We start from the raw sequence: 24,356 nt of genomic DNA on the forward strand, positions 1-24,356 counted from the left end.
AATGACGGGACGCATGTCCGCAATTGCGGGAACAGTCCGCGATCTGGGCATTCCACTGCCCGGACGCCGAATCGACTACGACGTTGCCGGAAAGGTCGTGCTGATCACCGGCGGAGGCGACGGTATCGGTTCCGCGCTGGCGCGCACTCTCCACCGGCGTGGGGCCACCGTGGCGCTGGTCGACGTCAACGAAAGTTCATTGGCAACGGCCGAGCGCTCATTCGAGTCACAGCGAGTCGTGACGGTGACGGCCGATGTCCGAGATCGGGACGGCATGACCGCAGCCGTGCAAACGATCATCGAGCAGCTGGGCAGAATCGACGTCGTGGTGGCCAACGCCGGAATCACCCCTCCCCCGGCAACATTGCGCCAGATCGATCCCGACGCATTCGATCGCGTGCTCGACGTCAATCTCACCGGCGTCTTCAACACAGTGCATCCGACCATCGACGAGGTGATCCGCAACAGTGGGCACGTCGTCGTCGTGTCATCGGCAGCGTCGTTCGCCCCCGGTTTGGGCGGCGCTTCGTACATGATCAGCAAGGCTGGGGTCGAAGCGCTCGGCCGGGCGCTGCGTCTCGAGGTTGCCGGCTACGGCGCCACTGCCGGCATCGCGTACTTCGGGATGGTGGATACACAACTTGCACGCGCCACACTCGACGACGACGAGATCGGGCGCAAACTCGACGCTCGACTACCCGGTCCCCTCCGTCATCGAATCTCCCCGGACCGTGCCGCCACGGTGATCGCAGACGCGATCGCGCGCCGCGCCGCGCGGACCCTTGCCCCCGCTGCCTGGGAACCCTGGGCGTGGGGACGCGGATTCATCAATGTCCTGGCCGACGGCTATCTGGCCAGGGACAAACAGGCACACGACCTGATCCGCGAACTCGAAGACAGAACCACCGCTGCGGCCCCGACGAATGCATCAGCCCTGACAAAGGCATCCAGGAGATCATCATGACCACGTTGTGTGCAGCCTTCCAGCGAGTGTCGGCGGTAGCGCCCGACTCGGTGGCCCTGCGAGACATCGGCGATGCGCGAACACTGACGTGGCGCGAGTACGCCGAACAGGTCCGCGAGGTTGCCGCGGGATTGGCCGGAATCGGCGTGGGACACGGCGATACGGTTGCCCTGATGATGAGTAACCGCATCGAGTTCTATCCGATCGACGTCGGTGCCCAACATCTCGGCGCGACGTCCTTCTCCATCTACAACACGTCGGCACCCGAAGCCATCCGTTACATCCTCGCCAATTCGGGTGCACGGGTTCTCGTCTGCGAAGACCGGTACGTGGATACGGTCCGCCGCTCGGGCGCCACACTCGAGACGATCGTCGTCGTCGACGCGCAATCGCATGTCCACCAGCCCGGCACTGTGACCCTGGAGCAGATGAAGGATTCTGCCGCATCGGATTTCGATTTCGAGGGCACCTGGCGTGCGGTGAAACCGAACGACGTCGCCACGTTGATCTACACCTCCGGCACGACCGGCAACCCCAAGGGCGTCGAGACGACTCATGCATGCCTGTTGTTCGAAACCAACGCCGTAAGCGCTGTACTCCCCGTCGAATTCGGTGACCGCATCACCTCGTACATGCCGTCGGCGCACATCGCCGATCGGCTCACCTGCCTGTACATGCAAATGGTGTTCGGCACCCAGATCACTGTCGTGCCGGATCCGAGCCAGGTAGCGGCCGCGCTTCCGGACTGTCGCCCCACGATCTGGGGCAGCGTCCCCCGTGTGTGGGAAAAGCTGAAAGTTGCAGTCGAATCGGCTGTCGCCAACGAACCGGACGACGCGCGGCGAGCGGCGTTGCAGTGGGCACTCGACGTCGGTCGCACTCGTCTCGCACACTTACGAACCGGTGAAACAGTCCCCGCCGAACTGGAAGCGGACTACGCCCGAGCCGATACGATGGTCCTGTCCGCTCTGCGTGCGAAACTCGGCTTTGCAGAACTGAAGTGGGCCATCTCTGGCGCCGCACCGATTCCGCCGGACACGTTGGCATTCTTTGCAGCCCTGGGAGTTCCGATCTCGGAGATCTGGGGAATGTCCGAGCTGACATGCATCGCGAGCACCGCGCCGGCCGAGCCGACCAAGCTCGGAACGGTCGGAAAGTTACTCCCAGGCATGGAAATGCGCATCGAGGCGGACGGCGAGCTACTGGTTCGAGGCCCGTTGGTTATGAAGGGGTACCGCGGCGAACCGGCAAAAACGGCCGAAGCGATCAGTGCAGACGGGTGGCTCTCGACCGGAGATGTCGTCACCGCCGACGCGGACGGCTACCTCACGGTGATCGATCGCAAGAAGGAGTTGATCATCAACGCGTCGGGAAAGAACATGTCACCGGCCGCCATCGAGACGGCAGTGAAGACGTCGTCGTCGTTGATCGGTGAGGTCGTGACGATCGGAGACGGCCGAAAGTTCAACACAGCGTTGATCACTCTCAGCGCCGACGCCGCGGTCGGAGCGGCACGCTCACTGGGACTTGCGGCCGAGGCCGCGGTACTCGCCAAGGACGCTCGGATCGTCGACATCGTTGCAACTGCTGTCTCCGAGGGAAACTCGCGTCTGTCGAGGGCCGAGCAGATCAAGCGGTTTCACGTACTCACCACGTTCTGGGAGCCAGGCGGCGACGAGCTGACACCGACGATGAAGCTCAGGCGCAAGCCGATAGCCGAGAAGTACGCATCCGAAATTGCAGCCCTCTATGCGGATTCGGTCGTAGAGGACGTCTACGAGCCTGCGCCCTGCGCATAGATCAGCGTCTCGGTGGCCTTGACCACAAACGTAGCGGCCGATCCCGGAACCAGATCGAGTTCGGCCGCTGCGCTCGCCGTGATGTCGGCAGACAAGCCCGGCTGGCCGGCTTCGTCCTCCGCTCGCACTCGGACGACATCGCCTCGGTTTTCGATCTCCGCGATCGTGACCGCAAACGCATTTCGTGGGCTGCCGTGCGGCGGATCCAGGTAGACCGACACTGCTCGCGGCTCGAAGACCGCCACGGCGGCACTGCCGGCCGGTAGGTCGGTCTCCGTCTGGCCCGCGATATCCACCCCGACCGGACTTCTGAGCACTCCGTCTCCGGCCATCGTGCCGCTGCGCAAGTTGATCCCGGCGATGCGTGCTGCAAATGCACTACGCGGGCGGGTCAGAACTGTTCGTACGTCACCACGTTCGACGACCCGGCCACCGTCCATGACGACAACCGTGTCGGCCAGCGCAAGTGCGTCCAGAGCGTCGTGCGTGACGAGTACGGCAGTGCGATCGCCGGTCCGGAGCACTCGGCGCAGTAACGACCGCAACGCGGGGGCGGAGGCGACATCGAGCGCGGACATCGGTTCGTCGAGTAGAAGCAGTTCAGGTTCAGCAGCCAATGCCCTCGCCACTGCAACCCGTTGCGCTTGTCCACCGGAGAGTTGTGAAGGCTTGCGGTCAGCCAAATCGCCGGCGTCGACTGCGTCCAGCCAATGGCGCGCGGACTCGGCGGAATCGCGACGCGACCGCCCTGCACTGCGCGGCGCGAACGCCACGTTCGCAGCCGCACTGAGATGGGGAAAGAGAAGTGCCTCTTGCGCGAGTAGGGCAGTGCCGCGCCGATGGGGTGCCAACACGACTCCCCTACGGGTATCGGTGAGAATGCGGGAATTGAGTTCGATCAACCCGCGCCGCGGATGATGCAGTCCGGCAACCGCCGCCAGTACCGTCGACTTGCCGGCGCCGTTCGGCCCGAGGATGGCGGTCACCTCGCCCGCCGCTACGTCGAACGTCGCAACGACGTCGCGCTCCGGAATCTCGATGTCGACGTGGAGGCCACTCACAACGAACCCGCCGATCCGCGTCCACGCACTGCAACCACGATGACCACCGCGACTACGACCAACACAAGCGAAAGCGCTACCGCTGCATCCGGATCGGTCTCGCGCTGGAGATAGATTTCCAGCGGCAGGGTACGCGTCACCCCTTGCAGACTTCCCGCGAAGGTCAGCGTCGCACCGAATTCCCCCAGCGCTCGAGCGAAAGCCAGAACTGCCCCTGACACCAGACCGGGAAGCACCAGCGGCAGAGTCACCCGACGAAGCACAGTGGTCGGGCGGGCTCCGAGCGTCGAGGCAACGGCCTCGTATCTTGTACCCGCAGTGCGTAGTGCACCTTCGAGGCTGACGACGAGGAACGGTAGCGCAACAAACGTCTGCGCCAGGACCACCGCGGTTGTCGAGAATGCTATCTGGATGCCGAGCACTTCCAACTGCTCACCGATCAACCCTTTGCGCCCGAACGTGTACAGCAACGCGATACCGCCCACCACGGGCGGCAGAACCAGCGGGAGCAGAATCAAGGATCGAAGAACGGACAGTCCCCGAAAATGACTGCGCGCCAACACCGCGGCCATCGGTACCCCGAACAGGATGCACAGCAGCGTGCTCATTGCCGCTGTCTTCAAACTCAGTTTCAACGCGGCAACCGACGATTCGGAAGTCACGAGTTCCCAGAACTGCGACCACTGCACGGTGGCCAGCATCGCGGCCAAGGGCGCGATGACAAACGCTCCGCCGATCAGCGCCGGAAGGTAAATCCATACCGGCAACCCGAGCGGAGCCCGGGCTGCCGGTCTTAGGTGTGTCACGGGGCAGCGAATCCCGCGTCACTCAGAACTGCCAGGCCCTTGGGCCCCTTCACGAGATCGACGAATTTGGTTGCGGTTTCCGAATTCTTCGAATCCTTCAGCACCGCAATCCGGTACAGGTTGACCACCGTGGTGGCTTCCGGGAACGCGACCGTCTGCACCTTGTCACCCGCGGACTTCGCGTCGGTGACGTAGACGATGCCGGCATCGGCCTGACCGGACGTCACCTTGTTGAGAACGTCGGTCACCGACGATTCCTCACTGACGGGCGAGAGGGTCTCGCCTGTGGCCGTCTCGACCTTCTTCGTAGCCGCGCCACACGGGACCTGCGGAGCGCAGATCACCAGTTGTGTCCCCTCCTTTGCCAGATCGGCGAAGGACGCGATGCCCTTCGGATTGCCAGGCGGTACAACGATCGTCAAGGTATTGCTCGCGAAATCCGAGGGCGACCCCGCGACGACACCGGCATCGGTGGCCTTGGTCATGTTGGCGGCGTCAGCCGAGGCGAACACGTCGGCGGGTGCGCCCTGGGTGATCTGGGCGACGAGATCCGAGGACCCGGCAAAGCTGAATGTGACCGATGAACCGGGGTTCTCGGACTCGAACTCCTTGCCGAGTTCGGTGAAGCTGTTCTTGAGTGACGCCGCCGCGAAGACGGTGATGCTTCCCGTGGCACTGTCACTGGAAGTGGTCGTGGTCGGAGCGGCCGACGACGTCTCCGACGACGAATTGTCGGAGGAACTACAACCGGTCACCAGGGCAAGCGAAAAGGCACCTGCTGCAACAAGTCCGACTACACGCTTCACGAATTTCCTCCAGTATGTTCAGAACTACGGCGTTTCCACGATGACGGTGGTGGCCTTCACGATTGCGACTCCGATACTCCCGACCTCGAGTCCGAGCTCCCGAACCGCGTCGGTACTCATCAACGAGACGACAGTGAAGGGCCCACACTGCATTTCGACCTGGGCCATCACCTTGTCGGTGACGACCTTGGTGACGAGGCCGGCGAACCGGTTGCGGGCCGAACTCGCACCCGTGAGCGGATCGGCCGGTGCGGGTCCGGCGTTGGACCGGGCGAAGCCCGCCAACTCGGCACCGTCGATGACCTTGCGGCCGGAGTCGTCCGTCGTCGCGGTGAGAAGCCCACCGTCGACCCACCGTCGAACGGTGTCGTCACTGACACCGAGCAGACCGGCAGCTTCACGGATTCGAATGTTGGGCACCAGGTGATCGTAGGTCGCAAGTGCGGACCTAACAAGCCGAAATCCTCCGCAGATGCGTGAACTAGTCAATCATGATCACGTATCTGCGGAGCATTGTCGATAGTTGCCGTAGACGAGTCAGCGCATCATTCTTCGGCCCAGGGCACGCGGCAGGAGTCGGTGCTGAACCCTTGCTCGGTGATCCCCAACGCCGAATACATCCGGGCGCGCATGTTTTCGAGCCCGATCTGATAGGTCAGTTCCACGACGCCCGCTCGCCCGAACCTGCGCTCGAGATCCGCGACCTGCTCGTCCGTCACCCCGTTCTCCCCGTGCGGGTCACCGGTCATGGCATCGGCGTAGGCGATCGCGGCCCGCTCGTCCTCGCTGTACTTCGGTGAATCCCGGTAATTCGCGATCCCTTTCAGCTTGTCGATGTCCAAACCGTCCAGGCGCGAGAGCATCGTCCCGAAGTCGACACACCACGAGCAGCCGACAGTCCAGGCGACGCGATAGACGGCCAGTTCACGAATGTTCGACGGCAGCACCTTCGACGCCTTCTGCACGGCCATCTCGTGACGGGCAGCCGCGACGAACAATTTCCGATGGTTGGCCAGGACGGCAAAGGGCTCGGGGACTTCGTCGTACTGCCTGGCGGCGAATTTGTATGCCACTTTGATCAACGGACTGGCTTCTGACGGTGTCACTGCGGGAATGCGAGTCATGGCAAGCCTCCGTATGTTCTGGGGCACCGGATTCGATGCTCTCTACAGAGTTGGACGATGGCGGCGATTCAAACGTGACAAGCACCGCGTCCGAGCGGATGTGAGGATGCGGTGTCAGCCGACTAAGCTGCAAAGATGCCTTCGACGCCCCGCAACCGCACCGTCTCGCGTCTGCAGCCGTTCGCATCCACGATCTTCGCCGAGATGACAGCGTTGGCCACACTTCACGACGCGGTCAACCTCGGTCAGGGCTTTCCGGATACCGACGGTCCTGCGGCCATGCTCGAAGTAGCGCGCCGAGCCATCGCCGAAGGCGTCAATCAATACCCGCCCGGTCCGGGCATGCCCGTCTTGCGTCAGGCCATCGCGGAGGATCGGCGCGTCCGTTACGGACTCGACAGTGATCCCGACTCCGAAGTTCTAGTCACCGTCGGCGCCACCGAGGCGATCAGTGCTGCAATTCTCGGACTGGTCGAACCCGGCGAAGAAGTAGTGCTGATCGAGCCGTACTACGACTCCTACGCTGCATCCGTCGCATTGGCAGGCGCTGTGCGTCGGACTGTTCCGCTGGTCGCCGCGGGAGACGGATTCGCGGTCGATCTCGATGCATTGCGCGGCGCGATCACCGCCAAGACGAAGATGCTGATCGTCAACAGTCCTCACAACCCCACCGGCACCGTATTCGCCGATCACGAACTTCGAGCGATCGCCGAACTCGCGTGCGAACGCGACCTGATCGTGTTGAGTGACGAGGTCTACGAGCACTTGGTCTTCGACGGCCTCGCCCACACACCGATGGCGTCGCTCCCGGGCATGCGTGAGCGCACCGTCACTGTGTCCAGTGCCGCAAAGACTTTCAATGTCACCGGCTGGAAGACCGGCTGGGCGATCGGCCCCCGAGAACTCATCGACGGAGTCCGTGCCGCCAAGCAGTTCATGTCATTTGTTGCCGGTGCACCATTCCAACCGGCCGTTGCCTACGCGCTGACCAACGAACAGCCGTGGGTCGTCGAACTTCGACAGAGCTTGCAGGGCAAACGGGACGTACTCGGAAAGGCTCTGACCGAGGCCGGTTTCACGGTGCATTCCGGCGGCGGCACGTACTTCCTCCTTGCCGACATCAGACCGTTGGGTGAAACCGACGCGGGAGATTTCTGTCGCGCACTGCCCGAGCGTATCGGCGTCGCGGCCGTACCGGTCGACGTGTTCGCGGACAACCGCGACGATTGGAAGCACCTGGTGCGCTTCGCCTTCTGCAAGCAGGACCACATTCTTTCCGAAGCTGCACGCCGTCTCCACCTGCTCCAAGGAGCAGCGCACCCATGACAGCGCGGACCATCCCGACCGCATTCGTCCACCGCTACCTCGCGTTCTCGCCGGACAACGACGTCGATTTGTCTGGTGCACTGCGAGCTGCTGGGATCGACCTGGAGACATTGTCGGACGCTCGCGCGCGGCTGACCCCAACTCAGGTCACCACCTTCATTCAAACCACCTGGCAGATCACCGACGACGAATTGTTCGGCCTCGGATCCGCCCCGGTCCCCCGTGGCACTTTCCGATTGATCTGCCTGACGTTGATCCATTGCCCTGACCTCGGATCAGCGTTCGCTCGAATGTCCGACGTGATCCGTGCGCTACCGGCTCTCGCCCCACTGTCGATCAAGAAGGGCGAGGAAAGCACGCGGGTGAGCTTCGCAGTCCGAGCTCGCGAAGGCGTCGCCGAACCTGATGTCGCAGAACGTGTCACAACCGATTTTGTCCTGATCTTGCTGCACCGATTTTCCGCGTGGTTGATCGGAAAGCGCGTCCGACTTCGGGCAGTCGAATTTCCGTACTCGGCACCGGATGCGCGGTTGGCGCAGGACTACGACTACATCTTCGGAGCGCCGGTCACCTTCGGCGCGCAGCGAGCGGCACTGGAGTTCGACAACTCGGCCATGCGCGCACCGATCATCCAAACCGAGGAGACGTTGGAGGAGTACCTCCGAGAATCTCCGATTCAGCTCATGTCCGAACGCGACTACGACAGCACTGCGTCGGCGCAGGTGCGACGGGTCCTGGAACTCGGGGTGAAGGGGCGAACCTCCACGGCCGAGGAGATCGCCGAGATGCTCTCGATCAGCGTTCCCCATCTGCGTCGACTGCTGCGGCGTGACGGAACATCACTGAATCAACTACGCGAGGAAGTGCTCCGCGACGTAGCCATCGCTGGTTTGCGGCGCGGAGAATCCGTCGAAGTACTCTCGGCGCGATTGGGGTTCTCCGAGCCCAGCGCGTTCCGTCGTGCCTTCAAACGATGGACCGGCGACACTCCGAGTTCGTACCGCTAGCTGACGCAGAACTCGTTTCCTTCGGGATCGGTCATCGTGATCCACACGCTCGGCCCCTGCGCTCCCCGGTGCAGGATCGTCGCCCCCACCGTCTCGAGGTGCGCTGCGACATCCTCGCGCTTGTCGCCCACTCGTATGTCGAAATGGAGCCGGTTCTTCACCGTCTTCGATTCCGGAACCAGTTGGAACAGAACGCGGGGACGTTCGGGATGCTCCGGATCGCTGATGGCTGCACCTTCGCGCCAGACGAGAACTCCCTCGAAGGTCGTGGTGTCAGATTCCTTGGCGTGACCAGCAGCGACGAGGCCCCTGATGAAGTCTTCGTCGCTGGGCTCCGCTGCCCACCCGAGTGCTGCGGCCCACCACTTCGCCTGTTCGTGCGGGTGTGCCGAATCTACTGTGACTTGAAATTCGTATCCCATGTTCCGACGTTAACGCCGACCACCGACACCTAGTGAAGGTTCAGCCGAGCCCGGGCATCAGTCGACACTCTTGATGGTCTTCATGGTGATCAGCGATGTCACCCGCGAGACAGCCGGAAGCCCGCTGAGCTTGGTGACCATGAAGTTCTCGTACGTCGCGAGATCTTTCACCGCGACCCGAATGAAGTAGTCGGGAATTCCGAACAACCGCCGACATTCGATCACTTCGTCGAAGGCGGCGACCTGGGATTCGAAGTCCTCGATGGTCGCCTGGTCGTTGACTCCGATCTCGGCGGTGACGATCACCTGAAACCCTCGGCCAAGCGCTTCCTGACTGACGATCGCGCGGTACCCGGTAATGATTCCGTCGGCTTCGAGCTTTTTCACGCGGCGCAGGCAAGGGGATGGTGTCAGACCCACCAGATCCGCCAATTCCGTGTTCGTCAGACTCGAGTCCTGACGGAGGTGAAACAAAATTGCGTCATCCATGGCATCCATCGCACGATTATTGCGCACTGTTCAATATGTGGGCATTCTGAGCAATCGATCACCTCGATCTTTGTTATAGATTTGCGTCGTGATCGAACCAGCATCGTCGACGGCCGCGCCTGCCGTCGAACTCTCGCCGCGAACCCCGGCGTGGCGGCACGCCTTCCAACTGTCGCTGCCGGTCGGATTCGGCCTGCTCCCACTCGGGATAGCCCTGGGCGTTCTTGTGGTCCAACAGGGCCTCAACCCTTGGTGGGCAGTCGCTTTCACCTCGCTGATCTACGCCGGATCGCTGGAGTTTCTCGCCGTCGGAATGGTCGCGGCCATGACACCACTGCCGTACGTCGCTCTGACCGCACTGCTGGTCAACTTTCGACATGTGTTCTACGCCTTGAGTTTTCCGCTGGAAAAGATTCGCAACCCCTTCGCCCGCTTCTACAGCATGTTCGCGCTGACCGACGAGGCCTATGCGATGTCGGTAACTGCCGATCCCAAGGCACTCACCGGACGCGTCATCGTCTACTCCCAGCTGTACCTCCACGGCTACTGGATCGGTGGCGCGATCCTGGGCGCGACGGCAGGACAGTGGATTCCGGATTCGATAGTCGGTCTCGACTTCGCTCTGACCGCACTGTTCGTCGTCCTCTCGATCGAGGCAATTCGCGCACAAAACGGATTCGCGGTGCCGGCCGCTGCGGTCACCTGCGCCCTGGTCGCCCGGCTCGCAGCCCCGGATCACATGCTGCCAATTGCAATGGGCGCCTTCGTGCTCTTCCTGATCGGCCGCTTTGTCTGCGACTCACGAAAGGCGAAGATCGATGCCTGACACCTCGTACATCTTTGCGGCGGTCGCAGTCATGGCCGTGGTCACCTTCGCGCTGCGCGCAATCCCCTTCGCCGCGCTCATGCCGCTGCGCTCCTCCGCCCTGGTCGGCTACCTCGGCATCTACATGCCGGCGGGCGTCATGCTGATCCTCGTGATGTATTCACTCAAAGGGGTGTCGATCACCGCCCCGTCTCACGGCCTCCCCGAACTGATTGCAGTGTGTGCCACGATCGCCGCGCACCTGTGGCGAAAGAATGCCGTCCTGAGCATCGTTGTCGGAACGACGATCTACGTTGCGCTGGTCAATACCGTGTTTGCCTGAGCAATTCCCATCCGGGAGCAAAGCAGCTTTACTCCCGGATGGGTGATTTGTAACCTCCAGGCGCTTATCTGAACAGTTGAACACTTATACGATTTCAGTAGGGTGGCCGCCGGCCGCGACTGAAAGATCGGTGAGGTTCGATGTCCACGACAATGACCACGACGGGCACCCGAATCGCCGGCGCTTGGCACAGTCTGGATCGAGGCCAGCGTCGAAGCATCATCGGAATGACCGTCACCGTCGTTGCACTCAACGTCGTCGGGTGGGCAGTTCTTCTCGGTCTGGTTGTCCCCGGCCACTACACGATCGAAGGCAGTGTCTTCGGCATCGGACTCGGTGTCACGGCGTACACGCTCGGCATGCGCCATGCTTTCGACGCCGATCACATCGCCGCCATCGACAACACCACTCGGAAGTTGGTGGCGGACGGCAAGAAACCGATGTCCGTCGGTTTCTGGTTTTCACTCGGACACTCCACCATCGTCTTTGTTCTCGTCGCACTTCTGGCGTTGGGTGTGCGGCAACTTGCCACCAGCCTTTCCGACGACAACTCCGATCTGGAAAAGTGGACCGGCTTGTTCGGCACAACCATTTCCGGAACGTTCCTGATCTTGATCGGCCTCCTGAATCTTTTCTCTCTCATCGGGATTCATCGGGTGTACACGAAGTACAAGGCCGGAACCTTCGACGAGGAACAACTCGAGAAGGAACTCGACAGCCGCGGCGCCCTCAACAAGATCCTGGGCCCGGTGATGAAGATGGTTCGCAAGCCCTGGCACATGTACCCGGTCGGTCTGCTGTTCGGACTGGGATTCGACACCGTCACCGAAGTGGGACTGTTGGTGATCGCCGGCGGCGCAGCAGCGACAGGGCTCCCGTGGTATTCGATCCTCGTTCTACCGATACTCTTCTGCGCCGGGATGTCTCTGTTCGACTCGATCGACGGATCGTTCATGAACTTCGCTTACGGTTGGGCATTTGCCCAGCCGGTACGAAAGATCTACTACAACATGGTGATCACCGGACTCTCGGTGGCAGTGGCACTGCTGATCGGGACCCAGGAAATCATCTCGATCTTCACCGACAAACTCGACATCCACGACGGGATTCTCGGCGCCATCGGGAACTTGGATCTCGGCGCGATGGGCTTCATCATCGTCGGACTCTTCGTCGTCACATGGATGATCGCCCTCCTCGTGTGGCGGTACGGCCGCATCGAAGAACGGTGGCAAGCGCAGTCCGGCGCATCAGTAGCACGACGAGCGACAGCAGACGAAGCGATGTGAGTTCGACTCGGTCTACACAGAATCATGGGCCACCCGAAAGCGAATAGCTGATGTACGTCTCGCCCCATTTCAGGTACGCGCTCGACGTCGCCTGGCCGCGGATCTGGTCGTTCTGCCACTGGTAGACAGCGCGCCACGGAAATACGGAACTCACTTGTTCCAAGGTGTACTGCTCACGGTGGCCTTGCGCGTATCGCTGTTCGAGGTCTTCACGAGTGCGCGGCGGGAAATTACTGATCAGATAGGTCCGACCGAGAGACTCGATGCGTCCTGGCGGCGCAAAGACATCAGCGCTGCGATAAGTGAAGGCCGCATACAGGTAGGCCGCCACCACAATCGTTGCCAGCGCTACGCGCCGATCTTGAATGCACGTCGAAGCAGGGTCGGCATGGCTCACAGTACAACGACTGCGTCCCGATCTGATGCGGGTCGGCGGCAGCTGCACCTCCCGATTTCCTCGAGCCCAGACCACCTTCCGACTAGTACGGTGAGATCACCGGCAACCGATCTACGGCAACGATGGCGGACTCGCTCGACAACCCAGCGCCCTCTGCCACAGGTGAGGGCACATCGCGGCCAATCATTGCGGGCACCACGCACCAGTGCGGTCCATACGAGGGTCCCCCATGGGAAATCAGTTTCCGTCGCACAGCCTCCACGACCGAAGCCTTCCGCCCCTGCGTCTGGTCGCTATGAGCCAACCCGCTGCGAAAGCTCGACGAGCCGGTTCGAGAATCCCCATTCGTTGTCGTACCAGGCGAAAACCTTCACTTGTTCGCCGACGACCTGTGTGAGGGGCGCATCGAAGATTGCCGAGTGGGGATTGCCGACTATGTCGGCAGAGACAAGTGGCGCCTCCGAATAGGCAAGGTAAGACGAGAGTTCGGGAGTCTGCGATGCGACGCGAAACGCTTCGTTGATCTCCACGACAGTCGCCGGTCGTGAGAGATGGGCAGTGAGGTCGGTGATAGAACCGACTGGCACGGGGACGCGCAGCGAGAGTCCGGTCAATTTTCCGTCCAGCTCTGGGATGATCCGCCCGATGGTGGCGGCGGCGCCGGAGGAAGTCGGGATCGTAGACAATGCCGCGGCGCGGGCGCGCCGGAGATCGCTGTGAGGAGCATCGTGGAGGCGCTGGTCGCTGGTGTAGGCGTGGATCGTCGTCATCAGTCCGGACTCGATGCCGAACGCCTCGTGCAGCACCTTAACCATCGGTGCGAGGCAGTTGGTCGTGCAGGATCCGTTCGAGAATACGTCCTCCGACATGTCGAGGACGTCGTCGTTTACTCCGAGTACAACTGCAGGGACATCACTGTCGGCGGGAGCCGAAATGATCACCTTTCGCGCTCCCGCTGTCAGGTGTTGGCGAGCGTTGACCGAGTCCGTGAATCGGCCGGTCGACTCTATGACGACATCGACGCGTTCGGCTCTCCAGGGGATGAGGGACGGCTCGCGCTCAGAGGTGACGCGAATGCGCTTTCCTGCAACGAGAATCGCGTCCCCGTCGACCTCGACGCCGTCCAGATGACCGGACACCGAGTCCCACTCCAGGAGCGAAGCGAGGGTTGCGGCGTCGGCGATGTCGTTGATCGCGACGATCTCGACATCCGCATCGCTGCGTAGCGCAGCCCGCAGGTAGCTGCGACCGATACGGCCGAAGCCGTTGATTCCGATACGAACGGACATTGATTTCTCTTTCTCGAGTTGGTCAGTGATCGGTGCGGAGAGCGGACTGGGCGGCGTCGAGCAGGGAAATGGCTCCACGAACCGCCGCATCCATCGGGCCCTGTTCACCCTGCGCGCGGGCAAGTACATAGCCGCCCTGCAGGACGGCTGCCAGCGTTCGCGCGAGATCCGCCGGGACGATGCTCGTCGGAAGTTCTCCTGCAGCAATCGCGGCAGTGATCGCCCGCTCCCAATGGTTCAGCATGGTGTCGAAGGCATTCGCAACGACTGCGATCAGTTCTGCATCCGTGACCACTTCCGGGTCCTGGGTCATCCGACCCACCCGGCACCCCCGAGTACCCGGCCGCGGCAATGAGAGGTAGCGCTTCATCTGTTCGAGGGGCGAGCCTTCTCCACCCAACGGAGATGACTCGCCCGTCATTTCTCGGGTAACTGCAGACAGCGCCTCTACCGCGAGTTCGTGCTTTCCACTGAAATGGTGATACATGCTGCCCTGGCCAACCCCGGCACGTGTCATCACGTCGCGTGGGCTCGTCGCTGCATAACCGCGCTCCCACAACAGCTCTGCCATCGCACCCGTCAGCTGGTCCTTTGAGTTCACCAATCGACTGTAACAACTAGTATGTACAACCTCAACGTAGGTTCGACCAACAGGCCGGCCGGGCGATTGTGCGGTGATCGACCAGAGCATCGTTGCCGTTCTGGACGTAGCATCTGCAAGACTCCTGAAATGAAGCACGTCGGGCGCGAGGCAGCGGCACGGCTCAACGGGGCCGGGATCGAACTCAGCGAGGGCCTGACCGACGCAGAGTTCGATTCCGTCCACGAACGCTTTGGATTTCACTTCAACCCAGACCACCGCAGCCTTCTTGCCACTGCGTTACCACTTGGCGACCGTTGGCCGAACTGGCGTAGCGCCGACGACCTCGAGTTGGGTACTTGGCTAGATACAGTCACCGAAGGTTTCATCTGGGATGCACTGCATCAACAACCACCGTTCTGGCCGGCATCGTGGGGCAGAATGCCCGCCTCACCCGAGGACGTCACCACAATCGTGCGTCAACAGATCGGAGCGTGGCCGCGCCTTGTCCCGATCTTCGGACACCGCTTCACGCCCGCCGCACCCTCCCCCTCGGGATCGCCGGTGATCTCCGTGTGGCAGACCGATATCGTCTACTACGGGGCAAACCTCCTCGAATATCTCGCCAATGAGTTCCCCCTCGGACAGGGCCGAAAGACACTCTCTCCCATTAGCGTCCGCGTACCGTTCTGGTCCCGATTCATCGAGGCGGCCAACCGCGCGGAATCGATCTGACCGGCCAAAGGTCCTGTTCTGCCTGCCAATAGTTTCGCAGACGAATTTCGCGGGTATTGATCACTTGCGGCGGCGATTTCCAGAGCGAGGGGTCAGCCGCGCAAGGTCTGCCCCCGGCTGTCACTCGCCGGGTGGCGGGCCGCCAAAACCAGCGGGCCGCCGAAAACAATCTGTGCCAGGCGATGATTTCGATGCAAACGACACGACTCGACACCATCCTGATTCTGATCGTCGGGACGGCAATCGGCCTGAGCGTCTGGCTGGCCACGCAGGAACCATTCGCGTCGATCGGACTCGGAATCGCAACGGTGGTGATCTGCTGGATCTCTTGCTCGATGATCCACGGCTTCCCACACCGATCGACGAAGGACATGCGTCCGCGCGAGAACCAGGATCGCGAGTCACCGAAACGGCGCTGACGCCGTGTAGGGATGAGGCCGACCGTGGAGGCCCGGACACAGCGAAGTGRGTGGTTCACCTGTCGCAGGTGAACCACTCACTTCGGTCAGAGGATCACACCTCGTCAGGTCGCCAGGTCGCGACGGCCCAGATCACGGCGACGTCGAGGGCGATGATCACGATCGACCACAGCGGGTAGTACGGCATCCACAGGAAATTCGCCACGATCGAGAGCGCCGCGATCACGAAGGCCATGCCGCGGGCCCACGTCATGCCGACGAACAATCCCAGCGACACCGCGATGCCGATGATTCCGAGCACGATGTGGATCCAACCCCATGTCGTGACATCGAATTCGAAGGTGTAGTTGACTCCGACGATCAGCAGGTCGTTGTCTGCGAGAGCCGCGATGCCCTGGAGCAACGCGACGATTCCCGCGACGAAGAGCAGGCAGGCTGCCGCCACCGTGGTCCCGATGGCAAAGCCTTGTCGGACAGGATGGTTCGCATGAGATTGGTGCGGAGCAGTCATGACGTCCCCTTCTTCGGCGAAATAGCGTGAGAACAGTATTCAAAGGTTCACGCCGACGGACATCACCCAGCAAGGATGAACAGCCGTCCAGCACTGCAATCAAAATTCATGGGAACATATGTTCGATTTCGGTGTACGGTGGAGCTTATGACCGCCACGATGCAACCGTCTCTGTTCGACAACGGTGACCTCGGCGTTTCTTTGGCCGATCTCGACGGCACGGTGCAGCGACGTATTCTCACCGCCGGCGCATGGGTCGACCATCGCCCGGCCTGGCTGACCGGATCGGAGGCCGTGTTCGACAATCTGGAGGCTACGGTGCCGTGGCGTTCCGAACGGCGTCAGATGTACGACCGCGTTGTCGACGTCCCTCGTCTGGTGTGTTTCTACGCAGAGAATCAACCACTGCCGGACGCGCTTCTCACCGAAGCCAAAGACGCGCTGAGCAGTCACTACTTCGACGAACTCGGTGAACCATTCGCCACGTCGGGTCTGTGTTTCTATCGCGACGGTTCCGACAGCGTTGCCTGGCACGGGGACGATACGGGACGAAGTCGCACCGAGGACACGATGGTGGCCATCCTGTCTCTCGGTGCGGCTCGCCCGCTCCTATTGCGCCCTCGTGGGGGCGGCGAATCCATCCGCTTCAATCTCGGACACGGAGATTTACTCGTCATGGGCGGATCCTGCCAACGCACGTGGGAACACTGTGTCCCGAAGAGTGCGCGGGCCCTCGGGCCGAGAATCAGCGTTCAATTCCGCACTCGCGGAGTTAGATAGCGTCGCGGAGTTCGTCTCGCAGCGCCTTCCGATTGAGCTTGCCGACGGCCGTCTTCGGTATGGATTCTGCGAAAACAACCCGACGCGGTTTCTTGTACGACGCCAGTCGTTCGCCGACGTGCGCGACCAATGATGCTTGCAGTGCGTCGTTTTCGACGGTCCCGTCCTCGAGTACCACCACAGCCGTGACCGCCTCCACCCACTTGGCGTCGGCGGTACCCACCACGGCGACCTCACGGACAGACAGATGCGTCAGGAGTGCATCCTCGACTTCACGGGGGTAGACGTTGTATCCGCCGCTGATGATCATGTCCGAAGCTCGGTCCTTCAAGAACAAGAATCCTTCGGCGTCGAACTGACCGATGTCACGGGTGTGAACCCAGCCGTCTTCGGTGAAGGTGTCCGCATTCAGTTCCGGTGCATTGAAGTATCCGGCGATCGCCGATGGCGAGCGGATCACGATTTCACCCGGTTCTCCCTGGGGCACTTCGTTTCCCTCGCCGTCGAGCAGCCTGATCTCGACGTCGATGGCGGGCTGACCACAGGACAGCAGGCGATCTTCCGTGTGATCTTCGGGCCGTAGGACTGCGATACACAGCGGTGCCTCGGTCTGCCCGTAGTACTGGAGAAAACGGTGTTGCCCCCACGCCTGCATTGCACGTTCGATGGTGGCCAGCGGCATCGGCGACGCACCGTAGATCACGGATTTCAGACTCGAGATGTCTGCGCTCGCAAAATCAGGGCGTTCGAGGAGCATCTGAATCATCGTCGGCACCAGATTGATTGCCGTAGCCCGATGCTCGGTTATCGAGTCCAAGAAGGTCGACGGGTCGAATCCGGGAAGGATGACGGTCTTGCCGCCACGCAGCCAGAACGGAAGCACGAAGACACCGCTGGCATGAATCAGTGATGCCGCGTGCAGCATCGTATCGTCCTGAGTCGCCGGAAGCAGATTGAGCAGAACATTGCGGCAGATGCCGGCGTAGCTGCGCTGAGTGTGCTGCGCGGCCTTCAATGTTCCCGTGGTCCCGGAGGTGAACAGCGTCAGGATCACATCGTCGGGAGCTAACTCGACGTCCGGTGTGTCCGAAGGCATGCTCTGTGCTTGGTCGAGCAGCGAACGCTGCCGCGCCGAACCTGTTTCCAGCCCGATGAACGTACGTTCGGGGAACCTGGCGGACAGTTCAGCGGCGCGGTCGGCGAGGTCACTACCGAAGACGACGTACGAGGTGTCGGTGTCCTCGAGCATTCTCGCGTGCTCGTCGAGCGAGAGACGCGAGTTGAGCGGAACCCTGTTGATGCCGGCTTTGACACAGGCAAAATCGACGGGGACGCTGGCAAGAGAGTTGTTGACCAGCAATGCAACCCGTGCACCACGCCCGATACCGAGGGCGATGAATGTGTGCGCCAATCGGCTGCTGAGTTCGTCCACTTCCGTGAACGTCATCGATCGATCGCCGAAAACGACGGCTGTTCGCGATCCGTGCTGTCGCGCACCACGGGCGATCAGGTCTCTGGTTATGGGCATCATGGTTCAGTTTCCTCGTTCGAATTCGGGTTGTTCTCGAACCGGCCGTGCCGGCCGGCGCCCGCGGCGAACGCAGCAGCGCCGCGCACACCTTCAGCGATGACAATGGGATTTCCCGCGACGCCCTCGGCCCGCAGTGCTTCGGCAAGTGGTAGATCAAAAGATCGGTAGGCCGACGCGCGATCCGCGAGCATGCAGAGTTGAGGGAAAGCGGACAACTGGTGCGCAAGCTCCTTGGCTGCCTGGAGTGACTGCCCCACTGGAACAACACGATTGGCCAGTCCGAAGGCCAGCGCCTCCGGAGCGTCGACCGGGCGACCGGTCAAGATCATGTCGAGCGCTCGCCCCTGCCCGACGATTCGCGGCAGTCGCACGGTCCCACCATCGATGAGAGGAACTCCCCAGCGCCGGCAGAAGACTCCGAACACGGAATCCTCCTCGCAGATCCTCAGGTCCGCGAGCAATGAAAGCTCGAGCCCTCCTGCAACCGCGTATCCGCTGACGGCGGCGATCAATGGCTTGGACAACACCAACCGACTCGGCCCCATCGGGCCGGTGCCGCCGCCTTCCGGATGCAACTCGTGCACGCGGGCGGGGTCGGAGACTGCGGTTAAATCCGCACCGGCACAAAATGTGCCGCCCGCGCCCCACAGAATCGCCACCTTCTGACTCTCGTCCGATTCGAACTCCAGGAAGGCATCACGCAACTGCGCCGCCATCGGCCCGTCCACCGCATTCTTGCGATCAGGGCGATTCATCACGATGACGGTGACGCCACCGTCACGCTCCACATAGACATCGCCACCTGGTCGATCGGAGTCGGTCACGATATTTCCTCACTGCTCGCGGATAAGGTTTCCCGGTACCCACCATGCCACTTGTAACAGAATTTGTCAGGAGTTGTTCAAAAGTTGTTACAAACTGATCGAGGAATGTCCGCAACCCGAGTTGTGCTGGACCTCGCAACGGCGAGTCCGGACACCGAGTTCAGCACTGCAGTGCTGACCCGGGCCGGCGAGATCGTCGGTGTCAGCGCATCGAGCGTTCGCGTGGCAACGGGCCGCCTGTGCCGCGAGAACAAACTGCGTCGCACCGCTCGTGGAACGTACGTCCTCAACCCGGACGGCATCCCCACCTACAGCGAGGTCGAGGGGTGGCGAACTCGTACCGATCGCATACGCCCCTGGGACGGCACGTGGATAGCCGTCGAGCACTCAGCGCTCAAACGAAGCGACCGCACTGCCGCCCGAAGACACGATCAGGCGCTGCGCCTGGCGGGCTACGAGGAGTGGAAGCCCACACTCGCCGTCCGCCCGAACAATCTGCTCGGCGGCACGGACAGCGCCCGCCGCACTCTCCGCCGACTCGGCGCCGCCCCCGAATCGGCTGTCATGGAAATCGCTCACCTTGCCCCCGGGGATGATTCGACAATCCGCACACTCTGGAACTCGGAAGCACTGTTGGTCGACATCGCCGAGGCCCGTGAAGCACTCACACAGGCGCAAACACGCCTGGCGACAATCAGTCGCGAGGAGGCTGCCCGTGAATCACTTGCCTTGGGCAGCGCGGTGATCGCGGTCATCGTGCGCAATCCGCTCCTTCCGGAAGAACTCGAACCGACGCAGCCACTACGTGAACTGATCTCGCACATGCTCGAGTACCAGGACGCATCTCGCGAACTGTGGCAGTCACTGCTCCAGTTCTGATCGACTTCTTCCAGAAGGTAATTCAGTACGTTGCGCGGCCACCGCTGGCGTCGTACACAGCACCCGTCGAGTAACTCACCGCCGACGACGACAGCCAGGAGATCAATTCGGCGATCTCGTCGGCCCGCCCCATCCGCGCCATCGGCGTCAAAGACTGCGAGCGGGCGAGGATGGCCGGATCGGTGCCGGCATTCATAGGACTTTCCACGGCCGCGGGAGCAATCGCGTTGACCAGCACACCGGCGGTGGCGACCTCTTTGCCGAGCGACTTCGTCAGCGCGACGACTGCCGCTTTGGACGCGGAATATGCACTCTGATTCGGGTTTCCGTCCTTGGCAGCAATACTCGCGAGATTGACGACCCGCCCCCACCCGGACGCAACCATCCCCGGCACGAACGCCCGGCACATCAGGAATGTCCCTTCGACGTTGATGCGGAACGTACGCCGCCAAGCCGCGAGGTCGACGTCGACGAGTGGCGCTGATGGTCCTACGATTCCCGCACTGTTGATCAAGATGTCGACTCTGCCGAGTCTGGTTCGAAGCGCATCGACTGCTGTCGGATCACTCACGTCGAGTTGTTCGTCCGCACCCTCGGCAAGATCTGCCGTTACCACCCGAACTCCCCTCTCCGTCAACATCTTTGCACTGGCGGCGCCGATTCCGCTCGCACCGCCGGTAACGAGCGCGGTGACACCCTCTGGGTAACCCTGCATCGCATTCACTCCTGAGTTTCTGTGCGCTACGCACTCAATTTATGTTGCAAACAGGCATAATTGCCGTCACACTGTGTAGAAATTCTGAATATATGGCGTTTGTTGTCAACGTCAAATACCTGGAGGCCTTGGCGATGGAAACCCGCTGGTTGCACGCGTTTGTCGCGGTTGCGGAAGAACTTCACTTCGGGCGGGCCGCATCACGGCTCCAGATGGCTCAGTCGCCGCTCAGCCAGATGATCCGAAAGCTCGAAAAGGACATCGGCGTCAAGTTGTTCGAACGAAGCACTCGCAGCGTCGCACTCACGTCCGGCGGACATGCCTTTCTCCCCCACGCCTATCGCGTCATCGAGAACATGGAGACGGCACGACACGCTACGCGTGCGTCGTCGGGAGGCGTCTACGGACGAGTCACGATCGGGTTCACCGGAGTGCTCAACTATCAAGCACTTCCGCCGCTCACCCGCGCGTTGCGTCAGCGCTATCCGGAAGTCGAACTGACACTCCTCGGCCGGATCATGACGCGCGACGCGGTCATTCAACTCGAGAGCGGCGCCCTCGACCTCGCCTTCGTCGGACTACCGGTGGAATCCGCATCACTGTCTACCCGGCTGATCCGACGGGAGGCGTTCGGCGCCGTACTTCCGATCGACCATCCCCTTGCCGAGAGGGACGCGATCGATCTCCGCGAATTGGCCGACGACGGATTCGTGACCACCCCGCTCTCGGCCGGCTCGGCCCTCCAGGAAACCGCGATGCGCGCCTGCATGAACGCAGACTTCAGGCCTCGCGTCGTCCAGGAGATCACCGATCCGTACATGATCCTCATGCTCGTTGCCGCCGGCGTCGGTGTAGCGCTGATGACGTCCGGCATGGCTGCTATCACCCCACCTGGCAGTGTGTTCGTCCCACTCACCGGCGAGCCGACGTTCATGAACCACGGAATTGCCTGGTCACCCCGACATATGACCGATGCACTCGCCGTCGCGCTGGAGACGTCCGAGGAGATTCTGCCGACGCCGGAGATTGAGACCAAAAACGTCATTATCTGAGACTCATTTAGTGTTGGACGCGCCATAGTCCTTCGTGGCACTGTCGTCTCAGCCGCCGAAAGGTGAGGGACGTCACCGATGCGTGGTGCATCACCAAACGTGCCGCCACGGTCGGCCCATCGGGACGAAAGGACTTCACATGGCACCACCGATCAACTCCACCGGTTCCACGCACTCCACTGCGGAGCACCCGAATTCGAATGCGCGCCGCGCCGCCGTTTCGGGCTTCCTCGGCAGCACCCTCGAGTACTACGACTTCTTCATCTACGGCTCCGCAGCCGCGCTCGTGTTCCCCAAGATCTTCTTTCCTGGCGGCGGCTCGACGGCAACGCTGCTCTCGATCAGCACCCTGGGCGTGGCCTACGTCGCCCGCCCACTCGGCGCAGTGCTGTGGGGACACCTCGGCGATCGGTACGGACGCAAGAACGCGCTTCTCGCCTGCCTGCTCCTCATGGGTGTTGCGACGGTCATCGTCGGTTGCCTGCCGACCTACGACCAGATCGGCATCGCCGCGCCGATCATTCTCGTCTTGCTTCGTCTTCTTCAAGGGCTCTCTGCCGGCGGTGAATCACCCGGCTCTTCGGCACTGACTCTCGAACACGCACCTGATCACCGTCGTTCGTTCTTCACCTCGTTCACCATGAGCGGGATCATGTTCGGCATCGTCGTCTCCAGCCTGGTATTCATCCCAGTGGCGAGCCTGCCCGACGAAGACCTCTACTCGTGGGGTTGGCGAGTTCCCTTCTGGCTCAGCATCATCGTGACCGTCGTTGCGCTGTGGCTACGTCGCGCCTTGGATGAGCCCGAGGTATTCGAAGAACTCAAGGAACAGGACGAGACGGCCGGAATTCCCGTCGTCGAGATGTTCCGCTCGCACTGGCGCACCGTGATCCGTATCAGCATGAGCTCGACCTTCGCGATGATCAACACCATCGTCAACGTCTTCGCCCTGGCGTACGCCGTCGAATCCGGCTTCGAACGCTCCACGATGCTGTGGGCCATCGCGACCGCCAATTTTGTTGCCGTACTGACTCAGCCGCTGTTCGGCATTCTCTCGGATCGCTACGGACGTAAGCCCATCTTCGTCGTCGGCGCCATCGGAGCCGGCTTGATGATCTTCGTCTTCTTCCATTCGATCGGAACCCAAAGCGTCCCCATGGTCTTCGCTTCGGGAATCGTCATGATCGGAATCTTCTACGCGATGCCCAACGGCACGTACCCGGCATACTTCCCGGAGCAGTTCCCCGCGAAGGTCCGATACACCGGAATGGCCGTCAGCCTCATGCTCGGACTCCTTGTTGCCGGCTTCACACCGGCTATCGCCCAGGCGATTTCGGCCGGAGACAAGAGCAACTGGACACCGGTTGCATGGATGTGCCTGGGCTTCGCCGTCATCTCCGCCATCGCGGCAATGACCGGACCGGAAACGTACCGCACGCCCACAGCAGAACTGGGCCAACCGAAGCCGAGCCTGCCGATCAAGCAGGACTCAGAGCTCACCAGCAACAACGCTTGACCGGACCGGCCCCTCGCGCTGAATTGYCGGGTCGGGTATCGCCACCTCACTCTCGCCCGCGTTGCACGCACACGAAGCAGCAGCACTCGGACTCGACGATTACAGCTACGAACTGATCGATCTCGAGAACCTGAACATCTCGGTCGAGAAAACCGGTGAGGTGGTGCGTGGCGCCGTCGCGGGCGATTTCACCGGACTGAACATCACCCACCCGTGCAAGCAGGTTGTCGTGGACGCGCTCGACGAGCTGTCCGGCAACGCGCGGTTGCTCGGTGCCGTCAACACGGTTGTGGTCGACAACGGCCGTTTGATCGGCCACAACACTGACCACAGCGGATTCCTCACAGCACTGCAGCGCGGTTTGCCCGACGCCGCCTTGGACCGAGTGGTGCTTGCCGGGGCAGGAGGGGCGGGTTCCGCTGTGGCATACGCACTCGCCGCCGCCGGCACCACGGATCTTCGCATCGCAGATATTGATCCCGATCGCGCTGCCGATGTGTGTTCTCGCGTCACCTCGGCCTTCCCTGCCACGCGCACAACGGCTTTGGCGATCGATGAGATCGCCGTCAACCTGACGACGTGCGACGGCGTCGTCAACGCATCTCCGATCGGCATGGTGGGTCACCCCGGAACTCCCTTCGACCCTGCGGCGTTGCATTCCGGATTGTGGGTCGCTGACATCGTTTATCGACCGATGCACACCGAATTGCTCGACGCTGCAGCTGCTCTCGGATGCGCGGTTCTCGACGGTGGGCAGATGCTGGTGGCTCAAGCCTCTGACACCTTCACACTCCTGACCGGTGTCGAAGCCGATACGGATCGCATGCGCAGCCATCTGAGCGAGCTGCTCTCCGAGACGGCATGCGCATGAGCACAACCGAACACCTACT

The 24,356-nt window shown here is 61.9% G+C and carries 28 protein-coding genes; 14 read left to right on the top strand and 14 right to left on the bottom strand.

The features are described from left to right. Window position 1: 1 nt before the first annotated feature. The gene (locus tag AC1DVN_RS00405; protein ID WP_069145735.1) at window positions 2-964 is read left to right on the top strand and encodes an SDR family oxidoreductase; all 963 of its coding nucleotides are present in this window, start codon (window positions 2-4) and stop codon (window positions 962-964) included. Continuing rightward, window positions 961-2,763: a fatty acid--CoA ligase FadD11 gene (fadD11, locus tag AC1DVN_RS00410; RefSeq protein WP_477993095.1), complete on the top strand. Its 1,803-nt coding sequence runs from the start codon at window positions 961-963 to the stop codon at window positions 2,761-2,763. Before AC1DVN_RS00405 ends, fadD11 begins: the two co-directional genes overlap by 4 nt. Here fadD11 and AC1DVN_RS00415 read toward each other — a convergent pair. From AC1DVN_RS00415 to AC1DVN_RS00435, 5 genes are all read right to left on the bottom strand, one after another. After that, complete coding sequence (locus AC1DVN_RS00415) at window positions 2,739-3,824, bottom strand: sulfate/molybdate ABC transporter ATP-binding protein (RefSeq protein WP_019744968.1); 1,086 nt, start codon at window positions 3,822-3,824, stop codon at window positions 2,739-2,741. The two genes, fadD11 and AC1DVN_RS00415, sit on opposite strands and share 25 nt — an antisense overlap. Continuing rightward, complete coding sequence (locus AC1DVN_RS00420; protein WP_019744969.1) at window positions 3,821-4,630, bottom strand: ABC transporter permease; 810 nt, start codon at window positions 4,628-4,630, stop codon at window positions 3,821-3,823. Before AC1DVN_RS00420 ends, AC1DVN_RS00415 begins: the two co-directional genes overlap by 4 nt. Beyond that, the gene (gene modA / locus AC1DVN_RS00425; RefSeq protein WP_113683303.1) at window positions 4,627-5,436 is read right to left on the bottom strand and encodes a molybdate ABC transporter substrate-binding protein; all 810 of its coding nucleotides are present in this window, start codon (window positions 5,434-5,436) and stop codon (window positions 4,627-4,629) included. Before modA ends, AC1DVN_RS00420 begins: the two co-directional genes overlap by 4 nt. A gap of 24 nt (window positions 5,437-5,460) precedes the next feature. After that, window positions 5,461-5,856: a TOBE domain-containing protein gene (locus AC1DVN_RS00430; protein WP_003940157.1), complete on the bottom strand. Its 396-nt coding sequence runs from the start codon at window positions 5,854-5,856 to the stop codon at window positions 5,461-5,463. 125 nt (window positions 5,857-5,981) lie between these two features. Next, a complete protein-coding gene (locus tag AC1DVN_RS00435) occupies window positions 5,982-6,560 on the bottom strand; it encodes a carboxymuconolactone decarboxylase family protein (protein WP_020908828.1) in 579 nt (192 codons plus the stop codon). A gap of 135 nt (window positions 6,561-6,695) precedes the next feature. On the opposite strand from AC1DVN_RS00435, the gene AC1DVN_RS00440 reads away from it, so the two are divergent. Beyond that, a complete protein-coding gene (locus tag AC1DVN_RS00440) occupies window positions 6,696-7,886 on the top strand; it encodes a pyridoxal phosphate-dependent aminotransferase (protein ID WP_097387000.1) in 1,191 nt (396 codons plus the stop codon). Then, window positions 7,883-8,893 carry an AraC family transcriptional regulator gene (locus tag AC1DVN_RS00445; protein ID WP_477993098.1) on the top strand — a complete coding sequence of 337 codons (1,011 nt, stop codon included), beginning with the start codon at window positions 7,883-7,885 and terminating at the stop codon, window positions 8,891-8,893. Before AC1DVN_RS00440 ends, AC1DVN_RS00445 begins: the two co-directional genes overlap by 4 nt. Here AC1DVN_RS00445 and AC1DVN_RS00450 read toward each other — a convergent pair. Both AC1DVN_RS00450 and AC1DVN_RS00455 read right to left on the bottom strand, forming a co-directional pair. Beyond that, window positions 8,890-9,315: a VOC family protein gene (locus tag AC1DVN_RS00450; RefSeq protein ID WP_003940409.1), complete on the bottom strand. Its 426-nt coding sequence runs from the start codon at window positions 9,313-9,315 to the stop codon at window positions 8,890-8,892. The genes AC1DVN_RS00445 and AC1DVN_RS00450 overlap by 4 nt on opposite strands. A 57-nt stretch (window positions 9,316-9,372) precedes the next feature. Further along, window positions 9,373-9,813 carry an Lrp/AsnC family transcriptional regulator gene (locus AC1DVN_RS00455; RefSeq protein ID WP_020970517.1) on the bottom strand — a complete coding sequence of 147 codons (441 nt, stop codon included), beginning with the start codon at window positions 9,811-9,813 and terminating at the stop codon, window positions 9,373-9,375. A gap of 79 nt (window positions 9,814-9,892) precedes the next feature. On the opposite strand from AC1DVN_RS00455, the gene AC1DVN_RS00460 reads away from it, so the two are divergent. The 3 genes from AC1DVN_RS00460 to nicT all read left to right on the top strand — a co-directional run bounded on the left by AC1DVN_RS00460 (window position 9,893) and on the right by nicT (window position 12,238). Next, window positions 9,893-10,630, top strand: coding sequence for an AzlC family ABC transporter permease (locus AC1DVN_RS00460; protein WP_477993100.1), 738 nt, complete (start codon window positions 9,893-9,895; stop codon window positions 10,628-10,630). Beyond that, window positions 10,623-10,952, top strand: coding sequence for a branched-chain amino acid transporter permease (locus AC1DVN_RS00465; protein ID WP_003940007.1), 330 nt, complete (start codon window positions 10,623-10,625; stop codon window positions 10,950-10,952). Before AC1DVN_RS00460 ends, AC1DVN_RS00465 begins: the two co-directional genes overlap by 8 nt. Window positions 10,953-11,092: 140 nt before the next feature. Then, entirely contained in the window at window positions 11,093-12,238 is a 1,146-nt protein-coding gene (gene nicT, locus AC1DVN_RS00470) for a Nickel transporter NicT (RefSeq protein WP_477993103.1), read from the top strand. A 22-nt stretch (window positions 12,239-12,260) separates the two neighbouring features. Here nicT and AC1DVN_RS00475 read toward each other — a convergent pair whose 3' ends face one another. The 3 genes from AC1DVN_RS00475 to AC1DVN_RS00485 all read right to left on the bottom strand — a co-directional run bounded on the left by AC1DVN_RS00475 (window position 12,261) and on the right by AC1DVN_RS00485 (window position 14,525). Further along, window positions 12,261-12,635 carry a hypothetical protein gene (locus AC1DVN_RS00475; protein WP_477993104.1) on the bottom strand — a complete coding sequence of 125 codons (375 nt, stop codon included), beginning with the start codon at window positions 12,633-12,635 and terminating at the stop codon, window positions 12,261-12,263. A gap of 293 nt (window positions 12,636-12,928) precedes the next feature. After that, entirely contained in the window at window positions 12,929-13,924 is a 996-nt protein-coding gene (gene gap, locus AC1DVN_RS00480) for a type I glyceraldehyde-3-phosphate dehydrogenase (RefSeq protein ID WP_047889893.1), read from the bottom strand. A 22-nt stretch (window positions 13,925-13,946) separates the two neighbouring features. Then, window positions 13,947-14,525, bottom strand: a complete 579-nt coding sequence (locus AC1DVN_RS00485) for a TetR/AcrR family transcriptional regulator (RefSeq protein WP_081328939.1) — start codon at window positions 14,523-14,525, stop codon at window positions 13,947-13,949. Window positions 14,526-14,654: 129 nt separating this feature from the next. Here AC1DVN_RS00485 and AC1DVN_RS00490 point away from each other — a divergent pair, with 129 nt between their 5' ends. Both AC1DVN_RS00490 and AC1DVN_RS00495 read left to right on the top strand, forming a co-directional pair. Beyond that, window positions 14,655-15,239 (top strand): hypothetical protein, encoded by a 585-nt coding sequence (locus tag AC1DVN_RS00490; protein ID WP_256063208.1) that lies wholly within the window; start codon window positions 14,655-14,657, stop codon window positions 15,237-15,239. Between the two features lie 191 nt (window positions 15,240-15,430). After that, a complete protein-coding gene (locus AC1DVN_RS00495) occupies window positions 15,431-15,658 on the top strand; it encodes a hypothetical protein (RefSeq protein WP_020970523.1) in 228 nt (75 codons plus the stop codon). A gap of 94 nt (window positions 15,659-15,752) precedes the next feature. On the opposite strand, the gene AC1DVN_RS00500 is transcribed toward AC1DVN_RS00495, so the two are convergent. Further along, entirely contained in the window at window positions 15,753-16,169 is a 417-nt protein-coding gene (locus tag AC1DVN_RS00500; protein ID WP_003940106.1) for a DUF7144 family membrane protein, read from the bottom strand. 147 nt (window positions 16,170-16,316) lie between these two features. Here AC1DVN_RS00500 and AC1DVN_RS00505 point away from each other — a divergent pair, with 147 nt between their 5' ends. Further along, a complete protein-coding gene (locus AC1DVN_RS00505) occupies window positions 16,317-16,949 on the top strand; it encodes an alpha-ketoglutarate-dependent dioxygenase AlkB (protein ID WP_029256052.1) in 633 nt (210 codons plus the stop codon). Here AC1DVN_RS00505 and AC1DVN_RS00510 read toward each other — a convergent pair. Further along, a complete protein-coding gene (locus tag AC1DVN_RS00510) occupies window positions 16,942-18,480 on the bottom strand; it encodes an AMP-binding protein (protein WP_279163597.1) in 1,539 nt (512 codons plus the stop codon). The genes AC1DVN_RS00505 and AC1DVN_RS00510 overlap by 8 nt on opposite strands. Continuing rightward, entirely contained in the window at window positions 18,477-19,304 is an 828-nt protein-coding gene (locus AC1DVN_RS00515; RefSeq protein WP_019744984.1) for a crotonase/enoyl-CoA hydratase family protein, read from the bottom strand. Before AC1DVN_RS00515 ends, AC1DVN_RS00510 begins: the two co-directional genes overlap by 4 nt. A 105-nt stretch (window positions 19,305-19,409) precedes the next feature. On the opposite strand from AC1DVN_RS00515, the gene AC1DVN_RS00520 reads away from it, so the two are divergent. Further along, the gene (locus AC1DVN_RS00520) at window positions 19,410-20,183 is read left to right on the top strand and encodes a hypothetical protein (protein ID WP_279217699.1); all 774 of its coding nucleotides are present in this window, start codon (window positions 19,410-19,412) and stop codon (window positions 20,181-20,183) included. Between the two features lie 22 nt (window positions 20,184-20,205). Here the strand turns inward: AC1DVN_RS00520 and AC1DVN_RS00525 are convergent, their stop codons facing one another. Further along, entirely contained in the window at window positions 20,206-20,898 is a 693-nt protein-coding gene (locus tag AC1DVN_RS00525) for an SDR family NAD(P)-dependent oxidoreductase (RefSeq protein WP_477993109.1), read from the bottom strand. A 134-nt stretch (window positions 20,899-21,032) separates the two neighbouring features. Between AC1DVN_RS00525 and AC1DVN_RS00530 the strand changes: the two genes are divergently transcribed. The 3 genes from AC1DVN_RS00530 (at window position 21,033) to AC1DVN_RS00540 (ending at window position 24,337) form a co-directional block, all read left to right on the top strand. After that, entirely contained in the window at window positions 21,033-21,950 is a 918-nt protein-coding gene (locus tag AC1DVN_RS00530; RefSeq protein ID WP_020970528.1) for a LysR family transcriptional regulator, read from the top strand. Window positions 21,951-22,089: 139 nt separating this feature from the next. Beyond that, a complete protein-coding gene (locus AC1DVN_RS00535) occupies window positions 22,090-23,466 on the top strand; it encodes an MFS transporter (protein WP_020908842.1) in 1,377 nt (458 codons plus the stop codon). A 22-nt stretch (window positions 23,467-23,488) separates the two neighbouring features. Further along, window positions 23,489-24,337: a shikimate dehydrogenase gene (locus tag AC1DVN_RS00540; protein ID WP_477993377.1), complete on the top strand. Its 849-nt coding sequence runs from the start codon at window positions 23,489-23,491 to the stop codon at window positions 24,335-24,337. The last annotated feature ends 19 nt before the right edge of the window (window positions 24,338-24,356 follow it).

Source organism: Rhodococcus sp. P4_E4, assembly GCF_056401575.1.

Excerpts from the sequence above, each read along its gene's own strand:
- fadD11 (WP_477993095.1), top strand. The coding sequence starts at position 961 with ATGACCACGTTGTGTGCAGCCTTCCAGCGAGTGTCGGCGGTAGCGCCC.
- AC1DVN_RS00435 (WP_020908828.1), bottom strand. The coding sequence starts at position 6,560 with ATGACTCGCATTCCCGCAGTGACACCGTCAGAAGCCAGTCCGTTGATC.
- AC1DVN_RS00525 (WP_477993109.1), bottom strand. The coding sequence starts at position 20,898 with ATGCAGGGTTACCCAGAGGGTGTCACCGCGCTCGTTACCGGCGGTGCG.
- AC1DVN_RS00405 (WP_069145735.1), top strand. The coding sequence starts at position 2 with ATGACGGGACGCATGTCCGCAATTGCGGGAACAGTCCGCGATCTGGGC.
- AC1DVN_RS00500 (WP_003940106.1), bottom strand. The coding sequence starts at position 16,169 with ATGACTGCTCCGCACCAATCTCATGCGAACCATCCTGTCCGACAAGGC.
- AC1DVN_RS00455 (WP_020970517.1), bottom strand. The coding sequence starts at position 9,813 with ATGGATGCCATGGATGACGCAATTTTGTTTCACCTCCGTCAGGACTCG.
- AC1DVN_RS00535 (WP_020908842.1), top strand. The coding sequence starts at position 22,090 with ATGGCACCACCGATCAACTCCACCGGTTCCACGCACTCCACTGCGGAG.
- AC1DVN_RS00450 (WP_003940409.1), bottom strand. The coding sequence starts at position 9,315 with ATGGGATACGAATTTCAAGTCACAGTAGATTCGGCACACCCGCACGAA.
- AC1DVN_RS00505 (WP_029256052.1), top strand. The coding sequence starts at position 16,317 with ATGACCGCCACGATGCAACCGTCTCTGTTCGACAACGGTGACCTCGGC.
- AC1DVN_RS00530 (WP_020970528.1), top strand. The coding sequence starts at position 21,033 with ATGGAAACCCGCTGGTTGCACGCGTTTGTCGCGGTTGCGGAAGAACTT.
- gap (WP_047889893.1), bottom strand. The coding sequence starts at position 13,924 with ATGTCCGTTCGTATCGGAATCAACGGCTTCGGCCGTATCGGTCGCAGC.
- AC1DVN_RS00490 (WP_256063208.1), top strand. The coding sequence starts at position 14,655 with ATGAAGCACGTCGGGCGCGAGGCAGCGGCACGGCTCAACGGGGCCGGG.
- AC1DVN_RS00510 (WP_279163597.1), bottom strand. The coding sequence starts at position 18,480 with ATGATGCCCATAACCAGAGACCTGATCGCCCGTGGTGCGCGACAGCAC.
- AC1DVN_RS00520 (WP_279217699.1), top strand. The coding sequence starts at position 19,410 with ATGTCCGCAACCCGAGTTGTGCTGGACCTCGCAACGGCGAGTCCGGAC.
- AC1DVN_RS00465 (WP_003940007.1), top strand. The coding sequence starts at position 10,623 with ATGCCTGACACCTCGTACATCTTTGCGGCGGTCGCAGTCATGGCCGTG.
- AC1DVN_RS00440 (WP_097387000.1), top strand. The coding sequence starts at position 6,696 with ATGCCTTCGACGCCCCGCAACCGCACCGTCTCGCGTCTGCAGCCGTTC.
- AC1DVN_RS00495 (WP_020970523.1), top strand. The coding sequence starts at position 15,431 with ATGCAAACGACACGACTCGACACCATCCTGATTCTGATCGTCGGGACG.
- nicT (WP_477993103.1), top strand. The coding sequence starts at position 11,093 with ATGTCCACGACAATGACCACGACGGGCACCCGAATCGCCGGCGCTTGG.
- AC1DVN_RS00445 (WP_477993098.1), top strand. The coding sequence starts at position 7,883 with ATGACAGCGCGGACCATCCCGACCGCATTCGTCCACCGCTACCTCGCG.